The organism is Oryzifoliimicrobium ureilyticum (genome assembly GCF_037199735.1).
Taxonomy (GTDB): domain Bacteria; phylum Pseudomonadota; class Alphaproteobacteria; order Rhizobiales; family Rhizobiaceae; genus Rhizobium; species Rhizobium ureilyticus.
Genome location: NZ_JBBBVQ010000003.1, coordinates 159,807 through 185,791, shown reverse-complemented (window position 1 = coordinate 185,791; position 25,985 = coordinate 159,807). Strand labels below are relative to the sequence as shown.

Sequence of the window (25,985 nt, the reverse complement as noted above, 5' to 3'; positions counted from 1 at the left end):
AACCTTTAACGAGGCCTCTAAACGTGCTCGTGACGAAAGACAGAATTGGAAGAAAGATGATCGATCCACAGTCACTTGCCGCTCGGTTTCCTCGCAATTTCACCTTTGGCGTCGCCACGGCCGCGTTTCAAATAGAAGGTGCGGCGCGTGCAGACGGGCGCAAGGCTTCGATTTGGGATGCATTCTGCAACATGCCGGGACGCGTGCATAACCGGGATAATGGTGATGTAGCGTGCGATCATTATAACAGGCTCGACGAAGACCTTGACCTCATCAAGGAACTTGGCGTGGAAGCCTATCGCTTCTCAATTGCCTGGCCGCGGATCGTGCCCGATGGAACAGGTCCCATCAACGAAGCGGGCCTCGACTTTTATGATAGACTCGTTGATGGCTGCAAGGCGCGCGGCATCAAGACATTCGCGACACTCTATCACTGGGATCTGCCTCTGGCGCTGATGGGCGACGGCGGGTGGACATCGCGATCAACTGCAATTGCATTTCAGCGCTATGCGCGAACTGTGATGGCGCGGCTGGGCGATCGCCTTGACAGTGTTGCCACCTTGAACGAGCCATGGTGCATTATCTGGCTTAGCCATCTTTACGGCATTCACGCGCCAGGCGAGAAAAATATGGAGGCGGCGCTGCACGCCTTGCACCACCTCAATCTTGCCCATGGTCTTGCCGTCGAAGCCATTCGCTCCGAAGCTCCTCACGTTCCTGTTGGATTGGTGCTCAACGCTGCATCCGTCATCCCGGAGACGCAGAGCAGCGCCGACAAAGCGGCAGCGGAACGCGCGCACGAGTTCCATAATGGTGCGTTCTTCGATCCTGTCTTCAAGGGAGAGTACCCCGAGCACTTTCTTGCGGCTTTAGGCCCGCGCATGCCGGTCATCGAAGATGGCGACCTTGCGATCATCAACGCCAAACTCGATTGGTGGGGCTTGAACTACTATACGCCGATGCGTGTGGCAGACGATGCAGAAAAGCCAGGTGATTTTCCCTGGACCAAGGCTGCGCCTCCGGTCAGCGAGGTTAAAACCGATATCGGCTGGGAGGTTTTCCCAGGTGGCCTCTCGCACGTCATCGAAGATCTTTATCGACGCTACGAACTACCGCCATGCTACATCACCGAAAACGGTGCCTGCTATAATATGGAGGTGGTTGACGGTGCAGTGGATGATACGCCGAGGCTTGCCTATTACGCCGATCACTTGTCTGTCGTCGCAGACCTGATTGGGAAGAACTATCCGATCAAGGGATATTTCGCCTGGAGCCTGATGGATAATTTCGAGTGGGCGGAAGGCTATCGTATGCGCTTCGGCCTTGTCCACGTCGATTATGCAACGCAAAAGCGAACCGTGAAAAAGAGCGGACTGTGGTATGCTGAGCTCGCCTCCGCGCGGGATCAACCGACAGTGCGACCGGCTGTTTCCGCTAGTTGAGCCTCGGCAGAGAACGACGAGCCACCTGACGCGTGGGATAAAGTGACATACGCGTCAGGCACGATGCAAAGTACTTTCTTAAGTACGGTGCAGCCGTTAAGCTCTAGGTTCCCATATGCCGCTGGCCACGCTTCTTTGCGAGCGCGATCTGCTTTTGGCGCTGGCGATAACGATCGCGGTCGGCCTCGGTGCGTGTCGGATAGCAATGGCTGCAGGAAACGCCCTCCTCATAATACGGCGAGGATAGTTCTTCTGCCGTCAGGGGCGAGCGACAGGCGCGGCAAAGCTTGTGCTCCCCTTCCTTCAGCCCGTGTTCCACAGACACACGCTCGTCAAACACGAAGCAGGCGCCTTCCCAGAGGCTTTCTTCCGGTGGAACTTCTTCAAGATATTTTAGGATGCCGCCTTTGAGGTGATACACCTCATCAAAGCCCTGTTCCTTCATGTAGGCCGTCGCCTTTTCGCATCTGATACCGCCTGTGCAGTACATCGCGATCTTCGGCTTGTTGTGCAGGCCCTCATTGTTTCGGACCCATTCGGGAAATTCGCGAAACGTCTTCGTTTTTGGATCGACCGCACCTCTGAAAACGCCAATGGCTGTTTCATAATCATTTCTGGTGTCGATTACGATGGTGTCTGGGTCGGCGATCAAGCTGTTCCAGTCCTTCGGATCGACATAGGTGCCGACGATCTTGTTGGGATCGATGTTCTCGACGCCCATCGTGACGATTTCCTTTTTAAGCTTTACCTTCATGCGAAGGAACGGCATACGGGATGCGCGGCTTTCCTTGTGCTCTAAAGCCTTGAATTCAGGCTGTGCCCTCAGATAATCGAGAACCTTTCGAACCCCTGCATCAGGCCCGGCAATGGTGCCATTGATCCCTTCATGCGCTAGTAGCAAGGTCCCTTTCACGCCATTGTCTTCACACAGCGCAAACAGCGGCTCGCGCAGGCTTTCGAACCGCTTTAGCGAAACGAAATGGTAAAGTGCCGCAACAAGAAACGGCATGGTGTGGTCAGATGTGTCGGTCATTCTGGCCAAATACAGTCTGGCGCTACCGCGCGCAACGAAAATCAGATGTCATCGGATTGGTTTTGAGATCGTTGCGAGGCCGCGATAGATCGGCATCGGATGGTTCGTGGATTATGGGCGTGAAACCCAGCTCGAATAGGGCGCGATGCCGAAATCGCTGTCAGGTTGCTCGTTCAGCACGCTGATGAATTCGATGGAGTGACCATCCGGATCTCTCATGTAGAGCGACAGAGCTGGCATCCATCCGATCACAACGGGTTCTTCGACTGGCTCACCGTTGAAACCGCGTGGGACGATTCCCCGTTTCCTGAGATACTCGGGCGCATCCAGCACTTGCTGGCTCGACAGCCTGAAGGCAATGTGAAGATGCATTCTTAACGGCGATGATCCGGTCTCCCACAAGCCGAGCATCGCGTTCGATTTCCCGTTTACCCAGAAGAAGGCGACCTTTCTGTCCGGAATGACGCTTCCAAATTCCAGCCCGATCACATCGCGGTAGAAATCCATGGACTTGCCAAGATCTGCAACGGGCAGATGTGTTTCGTAAAGGCCGTCAATGAGGAGTTTGGTCGCCTGGTCCATTGATCTATCCTCGGTGCGATGCGGTTAACCGCCTAAGTCTCGGCAGCGAGCCGCCACAGAAGCTCTATTCGCTCTGCCTCTTCGTCAGCATCATCCGAAAACAGGCGATCCGCATCTTTTAAAGCGGTCTGCCGGTTCTCTTGGCGGGCGGTTATGATGGCATCCAAGAGGAATGATACGTCGCCATTGCTCGAAACGAGATGCGGCTCCTCATCGAGCAGGGTGGAAAGGACGGCAAGGTCGTTGACAAAACCAAGCCGCTCCACAAGCCCTTTGGCGACATCGTACTTGGCTTTCATCGCGCTCGGCCAGACATCGCGCAGCAGCAGATGGAATAGCCTGTAATCATAGGTCCGTTTGCGCAAGCGATGGAAGTCATCGTCAGAGGAGAGTTGGTGGCAGCCCAGAAGCGCTTTCTGAGCCTTCTTCGTCGTCCGGCGCCAGCTTTTCGCCAGCATGCGTGCGTTTTTTCGAGACGATGAAGGAAAGTTCAAGCAAGCGAGCGTGTCGCGTCCCTGCTGCAGTTGAGTGATCGTGCGGGACAGACTGTCGACGTCTGAAACAGTTTGAGCAAGGTGATCGCGTCGCTTAATTAGCTGGTCCTTCACCCGGCTCAACGCGGCCTGCGCATCTTCCATCTTAGCTTGCTCTTGAAGCTTCTCAACGGTCCCGATCAGCGCCGTCGCATCGCGCACGAGCGACAAAGACTTTGCAAGATCCCGAAACCGCGCATTCTCGTTGCTCGCAGCGTCAGGAGCGACTTTTTCCGTCAGCCGGATCAGCGAGCGCACACGTTTCAAGCGCTTGCGCATATTGTGAACGGCCGCATGAAGACCATCCGGTTTCCTCTGAAGCTGTTCTATCGCTGCATCCAGTTGCTCGCAGGCGACGCCTTTGAATTCTTCTGTGAAGTCTTTGTCAGGCCGAATGCGAAAAGACATGAAGGTTCTGGCCAGCTTCTGTTGCAAGTGACTGATTGGAATAGCGAAAGTCACCGGTAACCTCTCGCCCGATCCAGGATGGCAATTCCGGCCGGTCGTTTCCGCATTGCATCTCGACTTCCGCCATAACAAGGCCGGCATGCATCCCTGCGAAAACGTCGACTTCCCAGACATATCCACCAAACGGCACGCGAAACCGAGTTTTCTCAATGATATTACCCACAGCAGCCCGCATCAGCTCTTCTGCATCTTCGAGGGGAATGTCATATTCGAATTCATCGCGGATCAGGGCGGTACGACCGATTTTGATTGTCAGCTTTGCGCTGGCTTCATCGCGAATTCGCACACGAAGCGACCGGTCGTCCAAAGCGGCCAAGTAGGCCTGGCGGAAATTGCTTTTGCTTTCGACGTCGCGCTTCCAGCCGTCGCTTTTGACCAAAAATTTTCGCTCTATTTCTTTCGCCATAAAAGTTAACCTCTTAAGCAATAAGAGCAAGCTAGCCCAGTTGCAGCGCTTTTGATACCCCAAACGTCAATCAGTACCTTCGTCTCGACAAAGCCAGTAGCAGCGTTTATTGCCATACCTAAATCTTCTTTTGTGAAAGCGGCGATCATGGGCGAAAAAACAAGTAAGCTCCTCTCTATTCTGAAGCTCCAGCCAGTGGTTCCCGTTCTGATCGTCGAGGACGTGGCTTCGGCAGTGGGTCTGGCAAGGGCGCTTGTCGCAGGCGGTTTAAAGGCAATCGAGATCACCATGCGCACCCCTGCCGCTCTTGATGCGATCCGCGCGGTTGCGACAGAAGTGGAGGGCGCCGAAGTCGGTGCCGGTACGATCCTTAATACGGCTCATTGGGACGCTGCAGTCGCTGCAGGTTCAAAGTTCATCGTCAGCCCAGGTGCTACGCAGGAACTCATTGATGCGGCCGCAGGGTCTGACGTTCCGCTTCTGCCCGGAGCAGCAACGGTCAGCGAGGTTATGGCTTTGCGCGAAGAAGGCTATGAGGTTCTGAAGTTCTTTCCGGCCGAACAGGCTGGTGGCGCTGCCTATCTGAAGGCTCTCTCTTCACCCTTGGCTGGCATGCTGTTTTGCCCGACGGGCGGCGTTTCCTTGAAAAACGCACCTGACTACCTCGCCCTTCCGAATGTTGTTTGCGTCGGCGGTTCGTGGGTTGCGCCGAAAGATCTGGTCGCGGCAGGTGACTGGGCTGGCATTACCAAGCTTGCGGCTGAAGCGGCTGCTCTCAAATAGCCCTTTGCGCCATGGAGGCTCCTTGGCTGACGTGCTGTTTATTTGTAATTGATCGAACAATCCCTATGTCTTGGTCGAGATAGGGAGAAAAGAATGTTCGACGCTAAGAAGCTTTTAGATCAGTTTCTCGGGGCAAGTTCTGGCAAGGGAGGCGACGGTTTACGGCAAAAGGCTGGTGAAGCTCTCGCATATGCCCAGAATAATCCTATGAAGACAGGAGCGCTCGCCGCGGCTCTTTTGGGCACGAAAACAGGTCGGAAACTTGCTGGTAGCGCCGTCAAGATCGGCAGCGTTGCTGCGGTCGCAGGACTTGGTTATCTTGCTTATCGCAACTGGCAAAGCGGGAAAACGCCGCAGGAAACTGCAGGCGCAGCGCGTTCCGTTGATCCTGCGACGCTGCCCGTTCCCGAGCAGTCGGGTTTTGGACCCTCTTCGCCGGATGGCAGCAACGAATTTGTCCTTGTCTTGGTGAGGGCAATGATCGCGGCCGCGAAAGCGGATGGCCATATTGATGCGGCAGAACGCTCGGCGATTGCCGAGAAAATGCGGAGCGAGGAAATCGACGGCGAGGCGGCCGCATTTATCGAGCGCGAACTCTCGGCGCCGACCGATTTGGACTCGATGCTGGCTGCAGCCGTCACGGAAGAACAGCGTGTCGAACTCTACACCGTGTCGCGATTAACCATCGAGCCCGACACCAGAGCTGAGCGTGGGTATCTTGATTTGCTTGCTGGACGTCTTGGTTTGGACGACAAACTCGTCGACCACATCGACGCATCGGTCACCGCGCATAAAGCACAGATCGCCTCTTCGTAAGACGCGCCGTTGCCATCCGCATGTCGCTGCCTTATGGCTTGACACCAACGGAGGGCAACCATGGTCGATCTCAAGAATTATAAAGCTCCGGCGCCGTCACCCGTGACCCTGAAAGGTCGTTACGTGAGGATCGAGCCCTATCGGCGCGATCTTCACCTGCAGCTTCTGTGGGAGGGGCTTGGCGGCATAGAAACCAATTCGCTGCTTCGTTATTTCCCGAATGATGACTTCCAAGACGTCAACGACTTCGGCGACTGGCTCGAGCGCATGGGCAAGAACGGGTGGCTGACCCATGTCTTCCGTGATCGCCGCACTGGCGCGGTCGTCGGAATGGCAAGTTATATGCGCGCCGATCCTGCCAATGGCGTGGTTGAGATCGGCGGCGTTGCCCACGGCAACGGCATGCGCCGCAGCCCCTTGTCGACAGAAGCGCATTATTTGATGGCTAAGCATGTCTTCGAGGGCCTCGGCTACCGGCGTTATGAGTGGAAGTGCCACAACGACAACGAGGCCAGCAAGGCGACCGCTGCACGCTACGGCTTCACCTTTGAAGGGGTTTTCCGCCAGCACGTGATTTCGAAGGGCGAAAACCGAGATACAGCATGGTTTTCCATCATCGACAGCGAGTGGCCGCAGCGACGCCAAGTCTTCGAGCTTTGGCTTGATCCTGCCAATTTTGCTGGCGATGGTACCCAGATACGCCGTCTTGACGATATTCGTGCCGATGTGACCAAGGAGGCTGGGCAATGACGCCTGAGAACAGATCCTCGGCTATTGCGGCGGCTATTATTCTGTTGGTGGCAGGTCTGGTCATCTACTTTTTGCCGGCGATTGTTTTGTCGATCGGCAAATTCTCGCCGACGCTTGCTTTTCTGGTCGGCGGTCTTCTGCTTCTGGGTTTTTTCGCAATCTTCTGGTTTCGAGCGCGCTATCAGCGTCGCAAGATGGACTAGTTCAGCTCTTCCGGCCCATGCGGCCTTCGCCCGCTCAAGCCTGAAGCGATGCGCCGAGCAGCAGGATTCCCATCAAAATGACCATAATGGCGCCAAGGATTTCGAAGGTATTGGCTATCCACGCGGCCTTTCTCGACTCCGGGCGCGACAGCCATATGGCGACATCTTTGGCGCTAACGGCAATTATCGCCAGGATGGCGACTGTGATCGCCGTTCCTACAGACATCGCGGCGACGGAGAGAATGCCGCCGAAGTAAAGCCCGTTCAGCAATGAGAAAGTCATTACGAGGATGGCCCCAGAACAAGGCCGCAACCCTACGGCAATGATAGCCGACCACGCGTCGCGAAGGCTGAAGGTTTTGGCGCCCAATGTGGTGGGATCTGGCATGTGAGACTTGCCGCATGTTTCACAGGCCATACCTGAAATGAAGCGATGGCCGGCATCGCGCGCTTGTCGTTCGCCGAAGCTGTAAGCTCCGGCATCCTCGCGCAACGCATTGTCCTGCCAGTCCAGCATCATGCTGACTGGCCCAGTGGTCGCGGCCGCAGCCCGTTGTGGCATTCTCAGCCAAAGTGCGCGGAGCTTTTTGAACAGCAGCCAAGCACCGAACATAATGACGAGAATGAAGCTCGCGATCTCCAACATGTGCGTCGCGGCCGTCAGCGTAATTCCCGTACCGCGCAGGAGCAGCCAGCAAACCCCGACGAGAACGACCGCCATAATCCCTTGCAGGAACGCAGACACGAATGAGATCACGATGCCGCGCTTCAGCTCGATTTCATTGGCGAGCATATATGAGGAGATCACAGCTTTTCCATGACCGGGGCCTGCCGCATGGAAGATCCCGTAGGCGAAGGAGAGGCCAATTAGCGTCTTCAGTTGCCATGGATCTTGACGCATGGCGCGCAACGCCCCTGTCAGGGCCCTATAAAATGCCTGCTGTTCCTGATTCACGTAAAGGAAGAGGGGAGCCAGTGGCCCGCCCATCGGCTGAAAACTGGGTTCGGCGGAACCGATCCCGAGGGGCGATTGCGCTGCAGCGAGGCCTGCTGTGACAAGAAGCAGGGCGATTGCGCAAAAAGGAAGGCGGGCACCCTTTAGCATGTTACCTCCAGCCGGGTTGCAAACAGCTTCGACATGTTTGTGCCCGTCGGATCGTTATAAAAAGCGTCGGTGAGCGACTGCTTGTTTTCGGAAATCACCTCATCCGGATCGGGGCGAACGACCTGATGTTTGCAGGACTTAAATCCGTCTCCAAGCAGAACCATTTCATTATCGGTCGGAAAATCGATCGACGTGTAAAGTGTCGGATCATAGACGCCGAATGTCAGCTTACCGTGGAGAGGCATTTTCTGGCTTGGCTTAATGGCAAAGAACATCAAAAGCTGGCCGTTGCGGTAATCGACATTGATGACGTCTGGCGGCTGCACGGTCACCTGTTTGCCGTCCATCGTCAGATTCATATAGTAGCCGTAGTCGGCAAGCGAGGTTTTGACTGTTTTTCCAACCTCTGCCAGCTCATCCGGCTCCAATTTAAGATCCCCGTTCTTATCGAAATCCATAACAACGGATGACGAAAAAACTTCGTCGAAGCGCCAGACATTGCGAAGCTCGGAAATGCTGCCATCGGGGCCGGCAACAACCTCTAACCTTGCCTCGACGAAAATATGAGGATGGGCAGATGCGACTGCGGGCGCGCATAAGAGCAGCGCCCCCAGCCAAAACGTCAGCTTTATCATTCGCGCCCTGCCAAACCGATTCATACCGGGCGGATAATGAGGCAAATTGAGACAGAATTGGGGACACGGCTCCTATGATACAAAATCGTGACAAGAAGCGGGTTGCGATCAGTCATTTTTGCGCAAGATATCTGGTTTCCAGCGAGAGATTTCGACAGCGAACGATCTATTTTCGAGCTTGCAACAGATTTCATGTCCTTCTTGAAAACTCTGCTCGTAGGCCGCCTCTCCCCAACAGCACGGGCCATCCCCGTGTTGCGCAGCTGTGCAATCGGGTGCGGCGTCATCGCTCTGTCATCGAGCGGCTGTAGCACAGCGAAGACGACAGCGCTGGCGCGCCTCAACCCGGAGAGCCCCATGAACCGACGCCAATTCCTCATCACATCTTCAGCAATCGCTGCAGGCATGGCCTTGCCCGGCATTGCTCGTTCCGCGGAGGCAATCGATCTCTATAGTGGATCGGACCAGAACATCATCGATTTTTGGACGAACATCGCCTTGCCTGCCTTTCAGAAGGCGCATCCAGAGCTTACCGTCAAAGTGACCGACGCCGGTGATAACAATGGGCTGCGGGCGATTGGCGACCGTGCTCTCGCGGCGCTGAAGAGCAAGAGTGATCCGCAGGCTGACATTTTCGAAGCGTTCAATCCCCGACTTCCTGCAGGCGGCATCGATGCTGGTCTTTGGGTGAAGCTCACTGGCGACAATATCGAAGGCTTTGAACGTATTAATCCGCTTGCTCTCGATAACGGATATTCACTGCCCTATCGCGGTTCCCAGGTGCTGCTCGCTTATGACACCACCAAACTCGATCCGAAGACTGCGCCAAAAACATGGGATCAGCTGGTCTCCTGGATCAAGGCCAACCCAGGCCAGTTCATTTATAATCGTCCCGATAAAGGCGGCTCCGGCGGCAATTTTGTACGTCGCGCGATCCACGAAGCGAATGGTCGTGATCCAGCGAAATTCCAGGTCGATAACTACAGCGCCGAAGCCGCTGACAAGATGCTGGCACCGGCCTGGAAAATCCTGAACGATCTTGCTCCGGCTCTCTATGAGAAGGGTGCCTACACAGCCGGGAATACGCAGTCCATTCAGCTTCTTGGACAGGGCGTCGTCGCTATGGTGCCGGTTTGGTCCGATCAGGTCTTGCAGGCTGTTTCCCAGGGTGTCTTGCCGGAAACGACCGGGCTCGTTCAGTTGACCGATCTTGCTCTGTGTGGGGACTTCGCCCGCATGACAGTCTTCTCAAACGGAGCCCATAAAGAGGGTGCATTGAAGCTTGCCGCCTTCATGCTGACAAAGGAGATGCAGGAGGCCGTTATCACGCAGCTTGGCGGTTTCCCAAGCATATCATGGCAGCACCTTTCCGATGATCTTCGGAAAAAATATGCAGACGTCATCCCGACAAGCATTCCAGTCTTTCCAGCGGGGGACTGGGAGAAGGCTGTCAATGATGGCTGGTATCGAAACGTGGCGCCGAGCATCAGCCGAACCTGATGACCGAGATCAGTAACAGCTTTAGATCGGCGCATCGTGTTGCGCCGATCGCTAAAGGCAATAAGCCGGTCGGTCTGCTGCTTGTCGTGACCCCGGTTCTGCTCGTCTTTTGGCTTATTATTTATCCGATTATTTCGGCGGTCATTTCGACGATCTTCATCGGCGATCCGGATGGGAACGTCGGCATATCGTTTGCCTCATACCGCTTCTTTTTCAGTGACGGCTACAGCCTTGCCAACCTGTGGCTCACATTGTGGACGACGATCGTTTGTGGTGCGCTGCTTTTGCTGATCGGTCTGCCGATCGCGCTTTATCTGCGGTTTTCACATGGGCGGTTGGCGGGCTATGTCCAGGCGCTGGCGATCTTCCCCATGTTCGTGCCTTCTGTCATTCTTGCCTATGCATTGATTAGAACGATTGGCCCGAACGGCGCGGTCGATCTTGTCCTCAATGCATTGGGCTTGCCGAAGCTGCCGTCTCCTTACCTGACGCCTTGGGGTCCGGTCATCGGTCTCGTGTGGGACAACCTGCCGCTGACGGTTCTGATGCTGACGGCCGGCTTGTCTTCCATATCGAACAGCTCCGTCGAAGCTGCACGTGATGTTGGGGCGTCCCCCTTGAGGGTTTTTGTCTCGATCATTCTACCGCGCATGGGCAATTCCATGCTGGTCACCGGGTCATTCGCCATTCTCGGCATTTTTTCGGCCTTTACGCTGCCGTATATGCTGGGCCGGGCATCCCCCGAAACCATGGGTCCTTTCATGCAACGAACCTTTTCTGATCTGAACGATCCGAGGGCGGCGCTGACACAGGCTGTCATTAGTTTCGGCTTTTGTCTTTTATTCGGTCTCTTTTACGTCCGCTCGATCGCGAAAAACCGGGAGACGCGGCGGTGAGCATTTCAGTCAATTTATCTGCGTTGCGATCACGAGATCCGGATTGGATCGGTTTGATTTTTTCCGCCATTCTGACACTTTTCATTGCCCTGCCTCTCATCGTCGTGGCCGTCTGGGCTTTCAGCGAAGTTTGGCGATACCCCTCGCTGATACCGCAACAGTTTGGTCTGCGTTTCTGGCATCAGACCTTGGCGCGTCAGGACGTCTGGGATAGCCTATCGCTCAGCCTGCGCCTGACAGCGACCGTCACATTCATTTCAGCAATCATTTGCCTTCCTGCAGCTTACGCCTTTGCAAGGCTGCGATTTCCCGCGAAAAATTTGCTGTTTCTTTCATTCCTGGCTTCGCACGCCTTTCCGAAATTTGGGCTTCTAGTCACGATTGCAGGAATCTTTTTGCATTTGGGTCTCATCAGCACGTTCTGGGGCGTGGTCCTCATCCAGCTCGTCGGCACTCTCATGCTGATGATCTGGATCCCTGTCGCGGCATTTCAAAACGTTGACCGGCGCATGGAAGAGGCCGCGCGTGACGCAGGCGCGGCTCCGTTGCGGGTCTTCTGGTCAATCACGCTACCGCAGGCCGCGCCGACCATTGCCGCGGCGATTCTCTTGACCTTTGTCTCGACCTTCTACGAGACGGAGGGGGCATGGCTAATCGGTGCGCCGCAACTCCGCACGATGCCTGTCCTGATGATCAGCTTCATCAATAACCAGATCGTCGTCCAATACGGGGCAGTGCTTTCTATCATGCTGTGGGTACCCTCTCTCATCGCGTTGCTCTTTGTGCGCCGCGTTGTCGGTACCGGCTCATTTGCTAAAGGCTTTGGCGCCTAGCGCCGACGACCGAAAGCAAAACCCGAGGGTTCAGGAAAACTTTCATATGGCACGTCTAACGATCAGTAATGTCTGCAAAATGTTCGGTTCTACCTATGCCGTCGAGGACTTTTCCCTTGATGTCGAAGATGGTGAGCTTGTCTGTTTGCTGGGACCGTCAGGCTCAGGAAAATCGACTTTGCTGCGGATGATTGGCGGCTTCGAGCGGCCAAGCGGTGGGGCTATTTTGATTGACGCAAAGGATGTGACGCATTTGCCGCCGGAAAAACGTCCGACAGGCATGGTTTTTCAAAGTCACGCCCTTTGGACACATATGAATGTCTTCGACAACATTGCCTTTGGGCTGAAGTTGCGTCGTTTGCCTCGCGCGGAAATCCGAGAAAAAGTAGAGGGGGCGCTTGCCCTTGTCGGTCTTGCTGGCTTCGGCAAGAGAATGACCCAGCAGTTGTCTGGAGGACAACAGCAGCGCGTGGCTCTCGCCCGATCTCTGGTCCTCGAACCCAAAATTCTCTTGTTGGATGAGCCCTTTGCGAGCTTGGATCAACATCTGCGTGAACGTCTTCGCGAAGAGGTTAAAGACATACAGCAACGGCTGGGGATCACCACCCTCTTCGTCACGCACGGCCAGGATGAGGCTCTCGCTCTGGCCGACAGGATCGTCGTGATGCGTGATGGAAAATCGGAACAGGTGGCACCACCCGCCGAGGTCTATCGTAACCCGCAGACGCAGTTTGTTGCGGGCTTTATCGGCTTGATGAATTTTGTGAAGACGAAGGTGGTGTCCGGTTCGACTGTTCATCCGGATTTTGGTCTTGAAGTTCCCATAGAGGATGGCGAAGTCGTCGTTGCATTCCGACCAGACGCACTGAGCATCAAAAGTCCCGGGCGGGATGGAGGTCCGACGGTTCATCGGTCGATCGACTTTGGTACGCACCGCATGATCGACATAGAGCTCGCCGATGCTTCGCGCATCAAAGCCATGGTTCCTCCCACCCAAAAGTGGGATAAGAACGCATTGGTTTCTTTGACGGTACAGGACTATTTTGTGTTTCGTGACAACCGGCTCGCCTATCAGAGCAATGGCACTGTGACTGCGCATTGCAATGAAAAATTGGCTCATGCCTGATGTGATAGAAAGGTCCGGCAATGTCTGAAGCCGTTACTGCTGCAGGTCTTTACATCGACCATAAGGGGCATCGGACCTGGCTGAAATGGCATAGAGGTCGTCGTACTATCACCGATATCCCATTTACCGCCGCGCGGATCGCCGAGGGAATGAGGCTTGGCGCGAGCGTAGAAATCGATCTTTTGCGTTTTGCCGGCGAAGGCTTTGTTGTTCTTCACGACGAAGATCTTAACCCTGCCACAACTGGGCGTGGTTCGGTCGCCGAAGCATCCCGCGACATTCTACAAAGCCTCTTTTTTAGGAGGAGTGACGGCACTGCCAGCAGCGATCCAGTCTTTTTGCTTGATGATCTTATCGATCTCATCAAGCAGGAGGGCGCTCACCCGGATGCCTGCCTCCAGCTCGATATGAAGTCGGACAGCTCCGAAATTCGGGAGCAGGATATCTTAGCCTTCGTCAGAGCGGTAAAACCCATGGCATCGTCTATGATCCTTTCGGCTGGCGATGCCGAAGCGGTAACAAGACTATCTGATGCCCTGCCTGATCTTCCGATCGGCTATGATCCCTGTCACTTCGGAGCGATTCCCCGTCTGATGGAAAGCCGCGACTTCGAGGGGTTTGTCGAGGGAGCCTGTCTTGCTTCGCCGAATGCCCAAATGATGTATCTGGAGCATCAGCTCGTCTTGTTTGCCGATGCGCAAGGCTTTGATCTGACCGGCGCTCTTCATGAACGCGGCTGCCGTGTCGACGCTTACACCATCAATCGCGCCGTACCCGAAGTTTTGCCGATCGTGGGTCGCCTTCTTGAGCTTGGGGTCGATCAAATAACGACCGACGACCCGATCGGATTGGAAGCCTTGATCAAACGAAGCCGTTGACGTTCCGACTTGAAGCATGGAAGTGCGGGCCGCTCTATCCGGCCCGCATCAAATTAGGCGGCTGCGGTTTTGCGGCTTGCGCGCGCCCATTCCGGCAGCCACTTGTCATGTGCCGATAGCAGATCGTCGGTCAATGACCAGATTTGATCGAGGTCGAGCTCTGCTGCCGTATGTGGATCCATCATGGCGGCATGATAGATGTGCTCGCGATTTTCTGTCATGAGCGCTCTGACCGTCAGTTCCTGAACGTTAATGTTCGTGCGGATCAACGCGGTCAGCTGCGGTGGAAGCTCGCCGATATAGGTCGGCTGAATACCCGATGCATCGACAAGGCACGGAACTTCCGTGGCGCAATCATCAGGCAGTGACGTGATGCACCCATTGTTGCGCTGGTTTCCGTAGATCACCGAAGGCTCGCCGGTCCACACCGAGTTGATGATCGAAGAGGCATATTCCTTCGATTGTTTGACTTCGATCCGATCAGCCGTGCGGTAGCTTTCAGCCTGTCCTTTCCAGCGCTCGATCTGTTCGATGCAGCGCTTCGGATATTCGTCGAGCGGAATCCCATATTTTTCGATTAGATCTTCGCGACCGCGCTTGATGAAGTAAGGCGTATATTCTGCAAAATGCTCGGAACTTTCGGTGACGAAATAGCCGAGGCGCGTCAGCATTTCGTAACGCACCTTGTTCGGGCAGCGCGGATTCCAGCCCGGCTTGGGTGCGCGTCCTTCGCGATAGCCGCGAAGAAGATCCGGATAGAGGTTCTTGTAGGAACCATCCTTTTGCCGGTGTTCGAATGTCAGATAAAATGCCATGTGGTTGATGCCGGCGGAGCGATACCGGATCTCTTCGTAAGGGATATCGAGATCATGGGCGAGTTCCATCGCCGTGCCCTGAACCGAGTGGCAAAGCCCGACCTGCCGGATCGTCGGATATTTGGCGCTGATTGCCCAGGTGTTGATGGCCATTGGGTTGACGTATTGCAGCATGATCGCTTGCGGGCAAACCTCCAGCACATCCTCACAAATCGACCAGAGATGCGGAACCGTGCGCAGGCCGCGCATGATGCCGCCGACCCCCAGGGTGTCAGCAATTGTCTGGCGTAAGCCGTATTTCTTCGGGACCTCGAAATCCGTGACGGTGCATGGCTCATAACCGCCGATCTGAAACGCAACGATGACGAAGTCGGCTTTTTCCAACGCCTTCTTCTGATTGGAAAAGGTCTCCGCTGTCGCCGATACGCCGAGCGTCGAAATCAGCTTGTTCACGACAACGGCGCTTTCTTCCAACCGTTGTGCATCGATGTCCATCAAGGCAATTCTTGCCCCTGAGAGAGCCGGACGCTGAAGAACGTCTCCAATGATATTTTTCATGAAGACGGTAGACCCGGCTCCGATAAAGGTGATCTTAGGATGGGATGCCATTCAAACCTCCGGTGTCGGCATTAAGCAATATCGAAGGCGGCCTTAACGAGCCGCGCGGTGTAATCTGTCTTGGGGTTGGTGAGAACCTCTTCGACCGGTCCGGTCTCCATGATGCGCCCGTGTTGCATGACGATCACGCGGTGACACAGCGCTCGCACGACCTTGAGATCATGCGATATGAAGAGATAGCTCAGGCCCCGCTCGTCTTGCAGCTTGCGCAAAAGATCGATGATCTGTGCCTGAACTGAAAGATCGAGCGCCGAAGTCGGCTCGTCGAGAAGAATGAATTCCGGCTCGAGCGCAATCGCTCTCGCGATCGCGATGCGCTGCCGCTGACCACCGGAAAATTCGTGCGGGAAGCGAGAAAGAATATCTCCCGGCATGCCGGCAGCAACCAGCGCGTCACGAACACGCTCGCGCCGTTCCGCCTTGCTTTCACCGATCCCGTTTACGATCAGACCTTCCTCCAGAATCTGGCCGATCGTCATGCGCGGATTGAGCGAGGAGAAAGGGTCCTGAAACACAATCTGCATTCGAGCGCGGTAGGGTCTCATCTCGCGGCGGCTGAGGCCCTGGATGGGGCTGCCATCAAAAGCGACATCGCCGCTTTCCATTGCCGCAAGCCTTAAAAGCGCCTGACCGAAGGTCGTCTTGCCTGAACCGGATTCGCCGACAAGGCCAAGGGTCTCGTGACGTCTGAGGGTCAGCCCCAGGCTGTCGACCGCCACAAGCTCACGCATCTCGGGTTTGAAAAAGCTGCCATGGCGCAGCATAAAGGAGACGCGAACGCCGCTTGCGTCGAGGAGGACGGGGGCGGTCTCCTCAAGCGGTTTCGGCCTTCCATGTGGCTCGGATCCGAGAAGACGGCGTGTATAGGGATGTTGGGGTGCAGCGAACAGCTTGGCGGTCGTATTGTGCTCGCACATCTCCCCATGCTGCATGACATAGACATAGTCGGAAAATTGCCGAACGATCGTCAGGTCATGGGTGATGAGGATCACCGCCATTTGAAGCTTTTTCTGTAGCTCCCGCAATAGGTTGAGGATTTGTGCCTGGACCGTCACATCAAGCGCTGTTGTCGGTTCATCGGCGATCAGGATGTCGGGATTATTTGCGAGCGCCATGGCTATCATCACACGCTGACGCTGCCCGCCGGAAAGCTGGTGCGGATATTGTTTGAGGCGCGCCTCGGGATCGGGAATGTGGACCTGTTGAAGAAGCTCAAGCGCGCGAGCCTGTGCTTCCTGGCGTCCAATTCGGCGATGGACCCTGATCGCTTCGACGATTTGACTGCCGATCGTGTAAATCGGATTGAGCGAACTCATCGGCTCCTGAAAGATCATCGAGATCCGATCCCCGCGCAATCGGCGCCGCATCTTTTCAGGAAAGGCGAGGATATTCTTGCCTTCATAGGTCACGCTCGATTGCGGCGAGACTTCTGCCCGCTTTGACAGAAGCCCCATGACGGTGCGGGCGGTCACGGACTTGCCCGAACCCGATTCTCCGACGATTGCAATTGTTTCACCTCGGTAAAGCTGAAACGAGATATCCTTGACGGCCTCGACGATGCCATCCTCGACCTTGAACTTCACTGCGATGCTGCGCGCGTCTAGAACGGGCTCCTCAGAATGCTGGTCGAGATCGAGGCGAAGCTTTGGTGCAAAGGATTGGCCTGAAGAAGGTGCCATGAATGGATCTCCTCAATATGGATCGACGGCATCGCGCAAGCCGTCGCCCAGCGCGTTGAAGGCAAAGACCGTCGCAAGGACGAAACCGACGGGGCTAAGGATCCACGGATAGGTACCGATGACCGAATAATTGGCGGTGTCCTGCAACATCAGCCCCCAGGAGATCAGCGGCGGTTTCACCGCGAACCCGAGGAAACCGAGGAACGATTCCAAGAGAACGACTGATGGAATGGCCAGGGTGACCGCAACGATTACGTGACTCATCACATTGGGAAAGATATGCTGGAAAATGATCCGGCGATCGCTTGCACCAATTGCCATCGCCGCGCGAACATAATCGATCCTGGCAAGGGCGAGCGTCTTGCCACGGACCTCGCGGGACATCTGTGCCCAACCCAGCGCCGCCATGACACCGATCACGAAAGTCAGGAAGACATTGGTGGGTGCCGTGACGGGAATGAGCGAGGTGAGGGCGAGATAAAGCGGTAGCTGCGGGAAGGCGAGAACCAGTTCAACAAACCGCTGCACCCACGCGTCGAGGGCTCCGCCGAAATAACCGGAGACCATTCCGACAGTCGTACCGACGAGCGTCGTGATGAACACGACTGACAGCGCTATCATCAGGGAGATACGCGATCCGTAAATCGCTCTCGACAACACGTCGCGGCCGAACTTATCCGTGCCAAGAAGATGAACGGGTGAGCCGTCAATGGTCCCGAAGAAATGGCGATCGAGAGGCACCATTCCCCATAGCTGATAGGGCGCACCTTTGACGAAAAAGCCAAGGTAACGGGGGTTGTCGTAGTCAGGTCCCGTGATCGGCTGGAAGGTGACCGGATCGAGTTCGGCACTATCGGTCAATGCGTAAACGCGCGGCCTAAAGCTGAAGCTGCCGTCTTTCTCATAAAAGCTGATCATCTGCGGAGGGGAAAAGCCGCTATCGGTCGCCTTGGGATCCATAGGCGCCCAGAAATCTGCGAAAAGCGCCATGAGGATCAGGAGGGTGACCAGTACAAGACCGATCATTCCCGTGAGGGAGCGCCTCAGCCGACGCCACACAAGCGCGCCGTAGCTTTCGTTGCCGCGTGCAGCCTTGACGCGCTCTGCCTCTTTTGCGGCCTTTGTCTGTGCGGAGTCGATGACAACCATATCAGGCTCCTGCATATTGGCGTACCCGTGGATCCAGCAATGCAAGCAGCATATCGGCGATAATGTTGCCGATAATCAGCGTAACAGACAGCACCATCATGAAGGTGGCGGTTACATAGACATCTCCGATTGCCATGGAACCGACGATTGCTGGGCCAACGGTGGGAAGTGCAAAAATAATGGCCGTTTCGATCTCGCCTGTGAGCATGTACGGCAAGACCACGCCTTGATACATGACGAGCGGATGCAGGGCGTTCGGAACCGCGTGCTTCATCACCACGGCGCCGCCGCTCAAACCCTTGGCGCGTGCCGTCTCGATATATTGCGCATTCAAAGTGTCGAGCAGGTTACCGCGCATGACACGCATATTGTAGGCAAGGCCGCCAAAGGTCGCGATCGCAACGACAGGCCAAACATGCTGCACAAGATCGACGAATTTTGCCCAGGACCAGGGAGCCCCGCCATATTGCGGCGAGAAGAAGCTGCCGATCTCGGTGACATGTAGCTGGAACACCAGAAGATAGACGATAATCAGAGCCATCAGAAAGCGCGGGATGGTGGTGCCGAGGAAAGCAATCGTCGAAAGAAGGCCGTCGACCCACGAATATTGGCGCGTTGCGGCCCAGATGCCGAAACCGATGCCAAGCATGGATGCCAGCAGGTGGCAGACCAAGGCCAGCAGCAAGGTGCGGGGCAGGCGCTCGCCGACCACTTCGCCAACAGGCTTATTATAAAACATCGAATAGCCGAAGTCGCCGCGGGTAACGATGCCGCCGATCCAGTTGAAATATTGAACGACAAGCGGCTTATCGAGCCCATGCTCGACGCGATAGGCCTGTGCCTGAGCATCGGCCTGCGCAAAGGAAGCGCCGCCCTGATTGATCATCTGGCTCCTGATGTAATCGGCGTAGTCGCCGGGAGGGGCCTGGATGATGGCAAAGGTCACGACACTCATGATGAGGATCACTGGTATCGAGGCGCCTATGCGCATCAGTAGAAATCGCAACATTGGACACTCGCTCTTCTTGCGGCCATGGGGCCCGAGGAAAGATCACATGCCGATGAACATGATGTTGGACGGACTGATCGTTTCAGACCACCCGGCCGCATCCACAGATGCGACCGGCTTTCTTGTAAGGGAGGAGGAATGGGCAAAGGCGCGCGACGATCGGCTCCCCTGCTGTTTGGCTAAAACGAGATGCGTTCGGCCAAGAGATCTAAAGCAATGCCTTTCCTTTAGTTCGGAGGCCCTTTCTCGCCAGGCTTACCGGGCAACGTGTTGGCAAACAGCTCGTATTTCTGCTGTTTGTCCGCCGCAACGAAGACCCTTTCGCGAATGATCGAGTCTTCAGCCCAGTTGAACATGAAGATCGGCGTTCCCTCGGGAATGTTGGAGAAGCGCTTGTTGATGATCAGTGCGCCCGGATACTCGGTGAGGCCCACCATGTTGATGTTTTCCGTGCTGACCTTCTGGAACTTCTTCATAAGTTCAACGCGCTCATTCTGGTCTTGCGAGGTGATGAACTTTGAAACAATGTCCGCGAGGTCTTTTTCGAAAGGCATCAGGTCAAGCTGACCGTCCTTGCCGGCGCGATGGTTCCAGCTAGTCCGTGGCCCGACAGCGGCAAGCTGTTCCGTGTTTTGCACGACCGATGCCATTTCGGTTGTGTTACGCCGTACGAGCCAGTCAAAACGGCCGGAGTAATGCGCGTCATCACGTTTTGGACCGTCAAGAGCGTTGATAATTACGCGTAGGCCGAGCTTTTCCATTTGCCCGACGACACCTTCAGCTAAGCTTTTGTCCGTGACGTAGTCGTTGTTGACCAGCAGGACAATTTCCACATCCTTGCCGCCGGCGGTCCCTGCCGGGAAATTGACGAAGCCGTCGCCATCTGTGTCCTTCAGCCCAGCCTTTTCAAGCTCAGCCTTCGCCCCCTTGAGGTCATAAGGGTAATAGACAGTTGACTTCCGATCGTAAAAGCTCGTTCCCGATGAGAGGCCGCCTGGATAAATCGCCGTGAAAGGTCCCTTCACAAGAGAATCGCCAATGGCCTTGCGGTCCAGAGCCATGGTCACTGCCTTGCGGAAATGCTCATCTCGGTTGAGATTACGAATGGCCTGGCCACGCTCGTCGGGATCCCCCCAGCCATTGGCCGAAAAGTTCATCATCAGGTTATAGCCAATCAGGCGCGGCCCGAAGGCAAGCCTTGCCGGGGCAGATGGTTCTGCCGCGCGCTTCAGCGAAGCCACGAAATTTTCAGGTTGCTCGAGGTTGGACATATCGGCTGAGCCGGCAACAGCCTGGACGTCGCGATCTGCCCAGGTCGAGAGCTTGTATTGCATCTCGTTGAGGTAAGGCAGTTGATTGCCCTTTTCGTCGACCTTCCAGTAGTACGGGTTGCGTCTCATCACGATGATGTCGTCGGGTCGATATGAAACCGGAACCCAAGCGCCCATCACCGGCATGTTCATGAATTCCGGCGGGAATGCGTTCTTGAACTGATCGTAGGTATTTTTTGAATATTTCGGATGCTGTGGCTTCAAAATGTGAGATGGGCCTGGACAAAAAGTGCCGTAGGCCATCGCGAACAGATATTGCCGTGGAAACGCTTCTTTGAAGGTCCACTCGACTGTGTAGTCGTCGATCTTCTTGAGAGTTGTTCCTGCTCCAAAGGTTTCCTGGGTTGCACCGTTAAGCGGCGAAACATTGTGGTCGAGAACCTCGTCCTCCCAATAGAACATGACATCGTCTGAATTGAAGGGCGCGCCATCCGACCACTTTGAGCCCTCGATGAGATGCATGGTCAGCTTATGACCATCCGGCGACCACTCCCAGCTTTTTGCAAGGTTCGGCAGAGGCTCGGTGTCTTTTGCCTCGACCTGAAAGAGAGGCGCAGTGCGCGTCAGGCATTCGGAAAGCGCTATATCGATACCGCCCCAGCCTTGCGTTTGGCCCGCGCCATAGTTCCAGCCTTCGGGTCGCCCGCCGATCACATGTCGCAGAACGTCTCCGTAGACACCAACGCCGTTCGGCATGTTCTCCGTCTTGTAGACCATGGGCTCCTTTGGAAGCCGGTCTTTAACGGGCGGCAGTTTGCCCGCCTTGACATATTTTTCAGTGACCCAATCCGGCTCGTGATATTCGGGAAGGGCTTTGAACTCCAGGATGGAGTCTCGGCTGACATATTTGATTTTGCCCTGGGCCGGCAGCGGTGCGGGCTCTGGCGGAGTGGTTGGTTCTGACGCGTAAGCCGCGACAGCAAAAACGGATATGCCCATGGCAAGTCCAGCAACAAGACTTGCTTTACTTGGAAACCTCATGCTCTCCTCCCTTATAATGACTTAAACAATCCCCATGTGTTTCGTCGTAGCCGAGTTGCCTCCCGACAATCTCGGCTCTCATTTTTACGCGCTTTTCTTCTCCGCTCTCAGTTCCTCAATTGATCTGACCTGCCGTCTGGCAGCGCCCGTCCAATCGCGGGTTTTTACGGTCCCCTTCGACAGCCGCTCCCTGGCTGCCGGAATGGCATGCGCATATTGTGGGAGCCAACGCGCCTGAGCGACCAGCATCTCGTCCACCATCTGCCAAACCTCTTCAGGGGTCGCGACGGCGCCCACCAGTGGATCATGCAGAACGGCAAGCTTCAGAAGATCGACGTCGCCGGATACTGCCGCATGGACTGACATGCGCTGAACATTGATCGAGGAGATGCAGGTTGCCGCGCAAGCTTCCGGCAATGCGATCCCGGCGACCATATTGATCCCGAATCGATCAATGAAGCCGGGCGATTCAATAATGGCATCCGACGGTAGATTGGTGATGATACCATTGTTCTTCACGTTGAAATGGCCGCGATAAATCCGATTGGTTTCAAGCGCTTCGAGAATATGGCTCGCATGTTCGTTTGAGCGGCGCGCCGGATCGATGGGCCGACCAGCCTGCTCAAGGAAGGTTGGAAACTCCGTCTCGAACCAATTGCGTGTTTCCGTCGAATGGCGAAGATATCCGCCGGTTTCGCCGTGTATCCAATCCGACATATCGATCCAGCGGGTGATCTCATCCGGGCGCTTGCGATACCATGGCAGGTATTCGGACAAGTGACCGTTGCTCTCCGTCGAGTAAACTCCGAAGCGCTTCAGAACGTCGATCCGCAGCTTTTCCTGCTGCGAGTACACCGGGTGGGCTTCGAAGGCGGCAATAAGCTCATCCTTGCCAATGTTCCGCCCATTGAGCTTGAGATTGATGAACCAGGTTTGATGGTTGATGCCGGAGCAAATGTAGTCAAGCTCGGAAGGTGATTTCGCACCAAGGACTTCGGCGATCTGCTCCGCGCCGTGCTGGACGCCGTGACAAAGTCCAACCGTATCGACTTTTCCATATTCGATCGCCGCCCAGGTGTTCATCGCCATGGGGTTGGCATAGTTCAAGAACTTGGCTCCCGGTGCGGCGACCTCGCGAATATCTTTGCAGAAATCGAGAATGACCGGGATGTTGCGCTGACCGTAAAGAATGCCGCCTGCGCAAATCGTATCGCCTACGCATTGGTCGATTCCGTATTTGAGCGGAATACGGATATCATCGGCATAGGCTTCCAATCCGCCGACCCTTACGCAGCTGATGATATAACGGGCACCTTCCAAGGCCCGGCGACGGTCGGTGGTTGCGGTTACTTTCGTGGGCAGGCCATTTGCCTCGACAACCTTGTCCAGCAGCGATTTGATCATCGAGAGATTGCTCTCGTTGATGTCGGTCAGCGCAACTTCGATCTCTCTGAATTCAGGAACGCAAAGGATGTCGGTGAACAGCTTCTTGGTGAAGCCTACACTGCCTGCGCCGATGATAGCAATTTTGAAACTCACGACCAATCCTTTCTGCAGACGATGGGAAGGATCAGGGCTTGCCTTCAATTCCCGTCGTGATAACACCACGGCATCTGGTGAAGATGCCGAAATGGAGCGATAATTCAGCCGACATCCGGAACTTGGCTTAGTTTGTCGCGGGGGATTATGCGCGGTTTCTTTGGCGGGCATAGAGAAGGATTATGCTTTCGAGGGTAATTTTGTGCTCAAGGATTTGATCGAGAATGGGGAGGCGATGAGAACCGTTTCGCTGCCACGTGGGCGGCAGCGGTTGCATGCTATGCCGACCTCAACAGGCTATGAGATACGTCATAACACCGATTACAACTGGGACGGACGCCATCGCGGCTTAACACCTTTCACGGTCTTACAGCACACCATTAGCGGCACGGGGCGCCTCCGCTATCAAAACCGCAACTATCATCTGCATGCCGGCGAAACCCTTCTTGTGCTGGTTCCGCACAACCACCGCTATTGGCTGGAGAAGGGAGAGCGCTGGGAATATTTTTGGATATCGATGAATGGCGAGGAAGCGCTGCGTATCCATAAGCTTGCCCTTGCCGCCACGGGACCGGTACTGCGGCTCAATCAAACGACAATCGATCATCTTGCCGATTGTAGCCTACGCTTGCTGAAGGGTGCCCGTTCACCAGGGGCCGCCTCCGCAATCGCCTATGAAGCAGCGATGGCGCTTTATGATGATGTCTTCGGCTCTGCCGAGCATGACGATGAAAAGCGCCTGATGCAGCCGGTGATCGACCACGTCATGGCCAATCTTCAGAAGCCGCTTCCCGTGGAAGAACTTGCCGCCATCATGGGCCTCAGCCGTGCACACTTCTCGCGTGTATTTGCGCAGAACGAGGGCGTCTCGCCTGCGGAATTTGTGATGCAGCAACGCTTGCAGCGAGCCGCAAAATTACTGACGCGCAACGACTTTCTCCCCGTCAAGGAAGTCGCGATCTTATGCGGATTCGACGATGCCAATTACTTCTCAAAGGTTTTCAGGCGCGTCTATGGAACAAATCCCACGGAATTTCGCACCACCGGCATGTATGCCAGTATCCTGAAAGGAAGCTGATCCAACCGATTTTTAACGTCTTCGCTTTTAGTTAGCGCGTTGGCTCCTAACGGCTATGCCAATAGGCATGAACAGGCCCGGTTGCGCCCAGCACCGGATCCGTTTCGGGTAGCGGAACAGCTTTGATGTTTTGCCTTTCCTGATCGGAGGGCGCTTGCCGGCGAAGGTCCGGGCTTTGACCGGGAGGATAGGCTCCGACCACGAGAAAGTCGTCCGTGCAGCTCAATCGATAATGACCGGTGCCAGCCGGCAAAAGAGCGATATCGCCTGCTTCGACCCTCACGGCTGTTCCGCCTTCCCCTCCGAGAATTAAATCTGCCGATCCCTTTGCGAATCCCAAAACTTCGTGTGCGTTGGAATGGTAATGATGGAACTGATAAACACCGTTTCGCCAGGCCGGCGGCCAGCCTGTCTGCGAAAACAAGCCTTCAAGCGATGCCGCGACATCGCTTTCATTTCGGTCGAAAACGCCGCGATACAAGATGACCGGTAAATCAGGGTTGTTGGGGATCATACCGTTCTCGCGAAACAGCAGTCTCTCAATTTGATGATCCTCATTCAAGCGCAGGGATTTCTCTTGGCGGCTGCTCATTTTAGTCCGGCATCCTTTGCAGGCAGCGCGCCGATAGCTGACCAGTCAAGATTTTCACCGCCCTGAGCGATCAGCCTGAGGAAGCGGTCGCGCAGAAGACTTGCAATCGGAAGCGGCACACCGAGAAGTTCACCCGCTTCCAACGTCAGCCTCACATCTTTCTGCCCGAGCGGCGCGGCAAATCCGGCCGGATCAAACTTTTGATCCGCGATGAGTCCACCGTAGGTTTTGTAGACCGGGGCATTGAACAAGGTCGACGTCAGGATCTCGAGATAGGCTTTCTTGTCGATGCCGCCTTTTTCGACAAGCGCCATTGCTTCGCCCAAACTCTCGATAACTGAAGCGATGAGGAAATTGCCGCTGAGTTTCACGAGATTGGCAGCTCTCGGCTCCTCGGAGACAATGAAGCTTTTCTGCCCAATTGCCGAAAAGACAGTCTGCGCCTTTTCAAGCGCGGCTCTAGCTCCTGCTGCAACGATGAAGAGATTGCCGGCGGCGGCGGCTTCAGGACGGCCGAAGACCGGCGCAGACACAAAATCATGCCCGGCGTCAGCATGCGCTGCCGAAAGTCTATCTGCCATTGTGACGCTGATCGTGCTGCAGGAAACGTGTAGAGTTCCTTTCGGAAGGCGCGTAATAATGCCTTCAGGTCCAAAGCAGATGCCATCGAGCGCCTTGTCGTCAGCAAGCATAGTGACCACAATCTCCGCGTGATCGACGGCCGCAGCGGGCGTAGGAGCAACGACCGCACCTTGGGCAGCGAGCGTCTCAGCCTTTTTAGGCGAGCGGTTATAGACTGTGACGCGGTGGCCGGCTTTCAGCAGGTTTTCCGCCATTGCCAGTCCCATTCTGCCAAGACCGATGAAGGTAATATCCAAAGCAGTTCCTTTCCAAAGTCCAATCGGCGGGCGCTAGCGCGCGCGGTAAGGGTTAAAGTGCAGGCATAGATGTCGGCAAAGAGGCCCGCGGCAAGAGGCAATATCTGGTCGACAACGTTTTTCCTGCGCCGTGATGTCTCTCCTATGGACCTCAAAGATGCACCTATCAATTGCGGAACGATCACGCTGCTCATCGGTTACACCCCCAGCATGCGGCGCTGGCGCGCCGTCTGGAATCGAACCCAGACATGCTCAAGACACGAGATTGGAAGTGGTCCAAGCTGCTTTTTAGCGGCCGTAGATAGCTTCGATTGAATTAAACTCTGA

The 25,985-nt window shown here is 55.5% G+C and carries 25 protein-coding genes; 11 read left to right on the top strand and 14 right to left on the bottom strand.

Going from position 1 to position 25,985, the window contains the following annotated elements:
* The first annotated feature begins 56 nt into the window (after window positions 1-56).
* A complete protein-coding gene (locus VQ830_RS06575) occupies window positions 57-1,442 on the top strand; it encodes a GH1 family beta-glucosidase (protein ID WP_337267283.1) in 1,386 nt (461 codons plus the stop codon).
* A gap of 103 nt (window positions 1,443-1,545) precedes the next feature.
* Here VQ830_RS06575 and trhO read toward each other — a convergent pair whose 3' ends face one another.
* From trhO to VQ830_RS06555, 4 genes are all read right to left on the bottom strand, one after another.
* Window positions 1,546-2,475 carry an oxygen-dependent tRNA uridine(34) hydroxylase TrhO gene (gene trhO, locus VQ830_RS06570; protein ID WP_337267282.1) on the bottom strand — a complete coding sequence of 310 codons (930 nt, stop codon included), beginning with the start codon at window positions 2,473-2,475 and terminating at the stop codon, window positions 1,546-1,548.
* Between the two features lie 111 nt (window positions 2,476-2,586).
* Window positions 2,587-3,057 (bottom strand): VOC family protein, encoded by a 471-nt coding sequence (locus tag VQ830_RS06565; RefSeq protein WP_337267281.1) that lies wholly within the window; start codon window positions 3,055-3,057, stop codon window positions 2,587-2,589.
* Window positions 3,058-3,089: 32 nt separating this feature from the next.
* A complete protein-coding gene (locus VQ830_RS06560) occupies window positions 3,090-3,998 on the bottom strand; it encodes a CHAD domain-containing protein (RefSeq protein WP_337267280.1) in 909 nt (302 codons plus the stop codon).
* Entirely contained in the window at window positions 3,976-4,464 is a 489-nt protein-coding gene (locus tag VQ830_RS06555; RefSeq protein ID WP_337267279.1) for a CYTH domain-containing protein, read from the bottom strand. The genes VQ830_RS06560 and VQ830_RS06555 overlap by 23 nt, the downstream gene beginning before the upstream one ends.
* Window positions 4,465-4,611: 147 nt before the next feature.
* On the opposite strand from VQ830_RS06555, the gene VQ830_RS06550 reads away from it, so the two are divergent.
* The 4 genes from VQ830_RS06550 (at window position 4,612) to VQ830_RS06535 (ending at window position 7,016) form a co-directional block, all read left to right on the top strand.
* The gene (locus VQ830_RS06550) at window positions 4,612-5,247 is read left to right on the top strand and encodes a 2-dehydro-3-deoxy-phosphogluconate aldolase (protein ID WP_337267278.1); all 636 of its coding nucleotides are present in this window, start codon (window positions 4,612-4,614) and stop codon (window positions 5,245-5,247) included.
* 93 nt (window positions 5,248-5,340) lie between these two features.
* Window positions 5,341-6,063, top strand: a complete 723-nt coding sequence (locus tag VQ830_RS06545; RefSeq protein ID WP_337267277.1) for a tellurite resistance TerB family protein — start codon at window positions 5,341-5,343, stop codon at window positions 6,061-6,063.
* Window positions 6,064-6,123: 60 nt separating this feature from the next.
* Window positions 6,124-6,813: a GNAT family N-acetyltransferase gene (locus tag VQ830_RS06540; protein WP_337267276.1), complete on the top strand. Its 690-nt coding sequence runs from the start codon at window positions 6,124-6,126 to the stop codon at window positions 6,811-6,813.
* Window positions 6,810-7,016 carry a hypothetical protein gene (locus tag VQ830_RS06535; protein ID WP_337267275.1) on the top strand — a complete coding sequence of 69 codons (207 nt, stop codon included), beginning with the start codon at window positions 6,810-6,812 and terminating at the stop codon, window positions 7,014-7,016. Before VQ830_RS06540 ends, VQ830_RS06535 begins: the two co-directional genes overlap by 4 nt.
* Before the next feature lie 34 nt (window positions 7,017-7,050).
* On the opposite strand, the gene VQ830_RS06530 is transcribed toward VQ830_RS06535, so the two are convergent.
* Together VQ830_RS06530 and VQ830_RS06525 are read right to left on the bottom strand one after the other, a co-directional pair.
* On the bottom strand, window positions 7,051-8,121 hold the full coding sequence (locus tag VQ830_RS06530; RefSeq protein ID WP_337267274.1) for a nickel/cobalt transporter: 1,071 nt from the start codon (window positions 8,119-8,121) through the stop codon (window positions 7,051-7,053).
* Window positions 8,115-8,756, bottom strand: a complete 642-nt coding sequence (locus VQ830_RS06525; protein WP_337267273.1) for a DUF1007 family protein — start codon at window positions 8,754-8,756, stop codon at window positions 8,115-8,117. The genes VQ830_RS06530 and VQ830_RS06525 overlap by 7 nt, the downstream gene beginning before the upstream one ends.
* Before the next feature lie 357 nt (window positions 8,757-9,113).
* Between VQ830_RS06525 and VQ830_RS06520 the strand changes: the two genes are divergently transcribed.
* The 5 genes from VQ830_RS06520 to VQ830_RS06500 are packed head-to-tail and all read left to right on the top strand — an operon-like array spanning window position 9,114 to window position 13,989.
* The gene (locus tag VQ830_RS06520) at window positions 9,114-10,256 is read left to right on the top strand and encodes an extracellular solute-binding protein (protein WP_337267272.1); all 1,143 of its coding nucleotides are present in this window, start codon (window positions 9,114-9,116) and stop codon (window positions 10,254-10,256) included.
* On the top strand, window positions 10,256-11,152 hold the full coding sequence (locus VQ830_RS06515; protein ID WP_337267271.1) for an ABC transporter permease: 897 nt from the start codon (window positions 10,256-10,258) through the stop codon (window positions 11,150-11,152). The genes VQ830_RS06520 and VQ830_RS06515 overlap by 1 nt, the downstream gene beginning before the upstream one ends.
* A gap of 23 nt (window positions 11,153-11,175) precedes the next feature.
* On the top strand, window positions 11,176-11,985 hold the full coding sequence (locus tag VQ830_RS06510) for an ABC transporter permease (RefSeq protein WP_438617425.1): 810 nt from the start codon (window positions 11,176-11,178) through the stop codon (window positions 11,983-11,985).
* A gap of 46 nt (window positions 11,986-12,031) precedes the next feature.
* On the top strand, window positions 12,032-13,111 hold the full coding sequence (locus VQ830_RS06505; protein ID WP_337267269.1) for an ABC transporter ATP-binding protein: 1,080 nt from the start codon (window positions 12,032-12,034) through the stop codon (window positions 13,109-13,111).
* 20 nt (window positions 13,112-13,131) lie between these two features.
* Window positions 13,132-13,989, top strand: a complete 858-nt coding sequence (locus VQ830_RS06500) for a glycerophosphodiester phosphodiesterase (protein WP_337267268.1) — start codon at window positions 13,132-13,134, stop codon at window positions 13,987-13,989.
* 53 nt (window positions 13,990-14,042) lie between these two features.
* Here VQ830_RS06500 and VQ830_RS06495 read toward each other — a convergent pair whose 3' ends face one another.
* The 6 genes from VQ830_RS06495 to VQ830_RS06470 form a co-directional block, all read right to left on the bottom strand.
* Window positions 14,043-15,413 (bottom strand): alpha-glucosidase/alpha-galactosidase, encoded by a 1,371-nt coding sequence (locus VQ830_RS06495; protein WP_337267267.1) that lies wholly within the window; start codon window positions 15,411-15,413, stop codon window positions 14,043-14,045.
* A 20-nt stretch (window positions 15,414-15,433) separates the two neighbouring features.
* Entirely contained in the window at window positions 15,434-17,101 is a 1,668-nt protein-coding gene (locus tag VQ830_RS06490) for an ABC transporter ATP-binding protein (protein ID WP_337267266.1), read from the bottom strand.
* A gap of 12 nt (window positions 17,102-17,113) precedes the next feature.
* On the bottom strand, window positions 17,114-18,250 hold the full coding sequence (locus VQ830_RS06485) for an ABC transporter permease (protein ID WP_337267265.1): 1,137 nt from the start codon (window positions 18,248-18,250) through the stop codon (window positions 17,114-17,116).
* Window position 18,251: 1 nt separating this feature from the next.
* The gene (locus VQ830_RS06480; RefSeq protein WP_337267264.1) at window positions 18,252-19,259 is read right to left on the bottom strand and encodes an ABC transporter permease; all 1,008 of its coding nucleotides are present in this window, start codon (window positions 19,257-19,259) and stop codon (window positions 18,252-18,254) included.
* 227 nt (window positions 19,260-19,486) lie between these two features.
* Complete coding sequence (locus VQ830_RS06475; RefSeq protein WP_337267263.1) at window positions 19,487-21,571, bottom strand: ABC transporter substrate-binding protein; 2,085 nt, start codon at window positions 21,569-21,571, stop codon at window positions 19,487-19,489.
* 84 nt (window positions 21,572-21,655) lie between these two features.
* The gene (locus VQ830_RS06470; protein ID WP_337267262.1) at window positions 21,656-23,110 is read right to left on the bottom strand and encodes an alpha-glucosidase/alpha-galactosidase; all 1,455 of its coding nucleotides are present in this window, start codon (window positions 23,108-23,110) and stop codon (window positions 21,656-21,658) included.
* 235 nt (window positions 23,111-23,345) lie between these two features.
* Here VQ830_RS06470 and VQ830_RS06465 point away from each other — a divergent pair, with 235 nt between their 5' ends.
* Entirely contained in the window at window positions 23,346-24,188 is an 843-nt protein-coding gene (locus VQ830_RS06465) for an AraC family transcriptional regulator (RefSeq protein ID WP_337267405.1), read from the top strand.
* A 46-nt stretch (window positions 24,189-24,234) separates the two neighbouring features.
* Here the strand turns inward: VQ830_RS06465 and VQ830_RS06460 are convergent, their stop codons facing one another.
* Both VQ830_RS06460 and VQ830_RS06455 read right to left on the bottom strand, forming a co-directional pair.
* Window positions 24,235-24,780 (bottom strand): cupin, encoded by a 546-nt coding sequence (locus tag VQ830_RS06460; RefSeq protein WP_337267261.1) that lies wholly within the window; start codon window positions 24,778-24,780, stop codon window positions 24,235-24,237.
* On the bottom strand, window positions 24,777-25,658 hold the full coding sequence (locus VQ830_RS06455; RefSeq protein ID WP_337267260.1) for an NAD(P)-dependent oxidoreductase: 882 nt from the start codon (window positions 25,656-25,658) through the stop codon (window positions 24,777-24,779). Before VQ830_RS06455 ends, VQ830_RS06460 begins: the two co-directional genes overlap by 4 nt.
* Between the last annotated feature and the right edge of the window lie 327 nt (window positions 25,659-25,985).

What these genes read in the sequence shown, in the direction of transcription:
- VQ830_RS06575 (WP_337267283.1), top strand. Translation starts at nt 57, where the DNA reads ATGATCGATCCACAGTCACTTGCCGCTCGGTTTCCTCGCAATTTCACC.
- trhO (WP_337267282.1), bottom strand. Translation starts at nt 2,475, where the DNA reads ATGACCGACACATCTGACCACACCATGCCGTTTCTTGTTGCGGCACTT.
- VQ830_RS06565 (WP_337267281.1), bottom strand. Translation starts at nt 3,057, where the DNA reads ATGGACCAGGCGACCAAACTCCTCATTGACGGCCTTTACGAAACACAT.
- VQ830_RS06560 (WP_337267280.1), bottom strand. Translation starts at nt 3,998, where the DNA reads ATGTCTTTTCGCATTCGGCCTGACAAAGACTTCACAGAAGAATTCAAA.
- VQ830_RS06555 (WP_337267279.1), bottom strand. Translation starts at nt 4,464, where the DNA reads ATGGCGAAAGAAATAGAGCGAAAATTTTTGGTCAAAAGCGACGGCTGG.
- VQ830_RS06550 (WP_337267278.1), top strand. Translation starts at nt 4,612, where the DNA reads ATGGGCGAAAAAACAAGTAAGCTCCTCTCTATTCTGAAGCTCCAGCCA.
- VQ830_RS06545 (WP_337267277.1), top strand. Translation starts at nt 5,341, where the DNA reads ATGTTCGACGCTAAGAAGCTTTTAGATCAGTTTCTCGGGGCAAGTTCT.
- VQ830_RS06540 (WP_337267276.1), top strand. Translation starts at nt 6,124, where the DNA reads ATGGTCGATCTCAAGAATTATAAAGCTCCGGCGCCGTCACCCGTGACC.
- VQ830_RS06535 (WP_337267275.1), top strand. Translation starts at nt 6,810, where the DNA reads ATGACGCCTGAGAACAGATCCTCGGCTATTGCGGCGGCTATTATTCTG.
- VQ830_RS06530 (WP_337267274.1), bottom strand. Translation starts at nt 8,121, where the DNA reads ATGCTAAAGGGTGCCCGCCTTCCTTTTTGCGCAATCGCCCTGCTTCTT.
- VQ830_RS06525 (WP_337267273.1), bottom strand. Translation starts at nt 8,756, where the DNA reads ATGATAAAGCTGACGTTTTGGCTGGGGGCGCTGCTCTTATGCGCGCCC.
- VQ830_RS06520 (WP_337267272.1), top strand. Translation starts at nt 9,114, where the DNA reads ATGAACCGACGCCAATTCCTCATCACATCTTCAGCAATCGCTGCAGGC.
- VQ830_RS06515 (WP_337267271.1), top strand. Translation starts at nt 10,256, where the DNA reads ATGACCGAGATCAGTAACAGCTTTAGATCGGCGCATCGTGTTGCGCCG.
- VQ830_RS06505 (WP_337267269.1), top strand. Translation starts at nt 12,032, where the DNA reads ATGGCACGTCTAACGATCAGTAATGTCTGCAAAATGTTCGGTTCTACC.
- VQ830_RS06500 (WP_337267268.1), top strand. Translation starts at nt 13,132, where the DNA reads ATGTCTGAAGCCGTTACTGCTGCAGGTCTTTACATCGACCATAAGGGG.
- VQ830_RS06495 (WP_337267267.1), bottom strand. Translation starts at nt 15,413, where the DNA reads ATGGCATCCCATCCTAAGATCACCTTTATCGGAGCCGGGTCTACCGTC.
- VQ830_RS06490 (WP_337267266.1), bottom strand. Translation starts at nt 17,101, where the DNA reads ATGGCACCTTCTTCAGGCCAATCCTTTGCACCAAAGCTTCGCCTCGAT.
- VQ830_RS06485 (WP_337267265.1), bottom strand. Translation starts at nt 18,250, where the DNA reads ATGGTTGTCATCGACTCCGCACAGACAAAGGCCGCAAAAGAGGCAGAG.
- VQ830_RS06480 (WP_337267264.1), bottom strand. Translation starts at nt 19,259, where the DNA reads ATGTTGCGATTTCTACTGATGCGCATAGGCGCCTCGATACCAGTGATC.
- VQ830_RS06475 (WP_337267263.1), bottom strand. Translation starts at nt 21,571, where the DNA reads ATGAGGTTTCCAAGTAAAGCAAGTCTTGTTGCTGGACTTGCCATGGGC.
- VQ830_RS06465 (WP_337267405.1), top strand. Translation starts at nt 23,346, where the DNA reads ATGAGAACCGTTTCGCTGCCACGTGGGCGGCAGCGGTTGCATGCTATG.
- VQ830_RS06460 (WP_337267261.1), bottom strand. Translation starts at nt 24,780, where the DNA reads ATGAGCAGCCGCCAAGAGAAATCCCTGCGCTTGAATGAGGATCATCAA.